At 66.8% G+C, this 2,416-nt stretch carries 4 protein-coding genes; 2 read left to right on the top strand and 2 right to left on the bottom strand.

Features of this window, described 5'->3' with window-relative positions; genetic code table 11:
* Positions 1–14: 14 nt before the first annotated feature.
* The gene (locus JHD07_RS37895) at positions 15–245 is read right to left on the bottom strand and encodes a hypothetical protein (RefSeq protein WP_291631520.1); all 231 of its coding nucleotides are present in this window, start codon (positions 243–245) and stop codon (positions 15–17) included.
* A 103-nt stretch (positions 246–348) separates the two neighbouring features.
* On the opposite strand from JHD07_RS37895, the gene JHD07_RS37890 reads away from it, so the two are divergent.
* Both JHD07_RS37890 and JHD07_RS37885 read left to right on the top strand, forming a co-directional pair.
* A complete protein-coding gene (locus JHD07_RS37890; RefSeq protein ID WP_291631518.1) occupies positions 349–1,170 on the top strand; it encodes a helix-turn-helix transcriptional regulator in 822 nt (273 codons plus the stop codon).
* A gap of 70 nt (positions 1,171–1,240) precedes the next feature.
* Positions 1,241–1,906, top strand: a complete 666-nt coding sequence (locus JHD07_RS37885) for a DsbA family oxidoreductase (protein ID WP_291631516.1) — start codon at positions 1,241–1,243, stop codon at positions 1,904–1,906.
* Positions 1,907–1,911: 5 nt separating this feature from the next.
* Here JHD07_RS37885 and JHD07_RS37880 read toward each other — a convergent pair.
* A partial coding sequence (locus JHD07_RS37880) for a GNAT family N-acetyltransferase (protein ID WP_291631514.1) occupies positions 1,912–2,416 on the bottom strand: 505 nt, incomplete at its 5' end.

The following is a 2,416-nucleotide window of genomic DNA, read 5'->3' as shown; positions in this document are numbered from 1 at the left end:
GCTCGGGGTGGAACTCAATGCCGACCGCGCCACCGGGCGCGCAGCAGGCGGGCGAGGCGGAACGGGGAGAGGCTTCTCCCGACGCTGTGCTCGAAGGCGGTAACCTGCGCGACGACATAGTCGCCGGTGGAATGCAGCAGCGGCTCCGGCATGTTGAGGCTGCGCGCCAGCATCCGGGTTGCGAACGCCATCATCCAGGGCAGGACGTGGTCTGCGACGGTCCGGTAGAGCAGCAGCGCGATCATGGTCATCTCTCCTGTTGCGACAGAAGATGCGCGCCTCTGCGTCCGAATTCGATTACCTCGCCGGTAATGGAAGCGCGGAATTCCGCATGGTAGGTTTCCGGCCATGAACGCACATGCCTCCACCGCACGGACCGAACGCAGCCAGCCGCTCCATGTCGGCGATCATTTGCGCGAATGGCGGCAGCGCCGCCGCATGAGCCAGCTCGATCTCGCCGGCGAAGCCGAGATCTCGGCGCGGCATTTGAGCTTCGTCGAGACCGGCCGCGCTGCGCCTTCGCGCGACATGGTGCTGAGACTGGCCGAACGGCTCGACGTCCCCCTGCGCGAACGCAACGTGCTGCTGGTAGCGGCCGGTTTCGCGCCGGCCTTTCCGCAGCGCCCGCTGGAGGATCCCGCCTTGAAATCAGCCCGCCAGGCGATCGACCTCGTCCTGAAAGCGCATGAGCCCAACCCTGCGCTTGCGGTGGACAGGCACTGGAATCTGGTCTCCGCCAATCGCATGGTGGCGCCGCTGCTCGACGGCATTCCGCAGCATCTGCTCGGCCAGCCCCTCAACGTGCTGCGGCTCGCCTTCCATCCCGAGGCGCTGGCACCGCGCACGGTCAATCTCGCCGAATGGTGCGGGCATCTGCTGGAGCGGCTGCACCGGCAATGCGAGGCAACGGCCGATCCTGAATTGATCAGGCTCTACAACGACCTGAAGAGCTATCCGCTCCCGGCGCGTTCGGCGCCGCTGTCGAACGACCATGTCGCCATTCCCTTCAAGCTCAGGCGCGGCGGAGAGATCCTCAGCTTCTTCTCCACCACCATGGTGTTCGGCACGCCCGTCGACATCACGCTGTCGGAGCTGGCACTCGAGACGTTCTTCCCGGCGGACGAACGCACCGCCGAGCGGCTGAAGCAGATGGCGGCAGCCATGAAGTAGCGCTCTTGCCTCGGGGCGGGTTCTGCTTATCTTTGGGCGAACCCGTGACCTGCCCGAAGGAGGCGCTGACATGAGCACGCTGAAACCGCTCCAGATCGACGTCGTCTCCGACGTGGTGTGCCCGTGGTGCTATATCGGCAAGCACCGGATCGAGAGCGCGCTGGCGCTGGTGCCCGACGTTCCCGTCAAGCTCAACTTCCGTCCCTTCTTCCTCAATCCCTGGGTGCCGCGCGAGGGCATCAGCCGTGACGATTATCTCACCCAGAAGTTCGGCTCGGTCGAAGCCTACAAGGGCATTGCGGGGCGCGTCGTTGCCGCAGCGAGCGAAGAAGGCCTCGTCTACAAGCCGGAGCTCGTGGCGCGCCAGCCCAACACCACCGACTGCCACCGCCTCATCCTCTGGGCGGAGGCGATCGGCAAGGCGCCCGAGATGAAGCAGCGCCTGATGGAGCTTTATTTCCGGGATGGTGGCGACCTCACCGACGTCAACGTGCTGGTGCAGGCGGCCGCTGATGTCGGCCTCGATGCAGAGGACGTGCGCAGGCGCCTCGCCACCGACGAGGACGTCGCGCGCGTCTCGGCCGACGCGCAGGAGGCGGCAGAGAAAGGCATCTCCGGCGTGCCGACCTACGTCTTCGCGCAGAAATACGCCGTCTCCGGCGCACAGGATCCCAACTTGCTCGCCCGCGCCATCCGCCAGGTCTCGGCGGAGATCAACGCGCAGGCCGCAGAATAGCTGGTCTATCTGCGGAGCAGATGGACCGCGCGCCGCGCCGCCTCGTAGGCGGCGCCGTGGGCTGCAACCGCGGCGTGAATGAGCGCCACTATGGGATCGTGCCGCCGCAGCGGGATCAGGACGTCACCGACGGCAAAACGCCCGCGCCAGATCGGATTGATCATGGGATGGTCGGCGGTCGCGGTGGAGTCCGCGCTGGCGATGGCGGGATCGGCGCAGAGATGCCGGGTGAGGTCGAGCGTGAGCTGCACGCCCGGCGAATATTTGGCATAGCGCTCGTCGATGCCGAGCTTGAAGAAGAAGGCGCGATTCTGGTGGCGCAGCACGATGCCGGCGGCGACCGGCGTCGCGCCGGCGCGCAGCGTCACGATTTCGCATTGTGCGGTCTCCGCCAGCGCGGGGACGGCGCGGCGGATGAAGGTCGCATCGCCCGCATGCTGGACCAGCGCAGTGCCGCGCTTGCCCTTCCAGCCGCCGGCTTCGAGCTGCAGGAATGTCTCGAGCGCCGGC

This window comes from Bradyrhizobium sp. (assembly GCF_016462955.1).
GTDB lineage: Bacteria > Pseudomonadota > Alphaproteobacteria > Rhizobiales > Xanthobacteraceae > Bradyrhizobium.
This window is presented reverse-complemented; position numbering and strand designations above follow the sequence as displayed.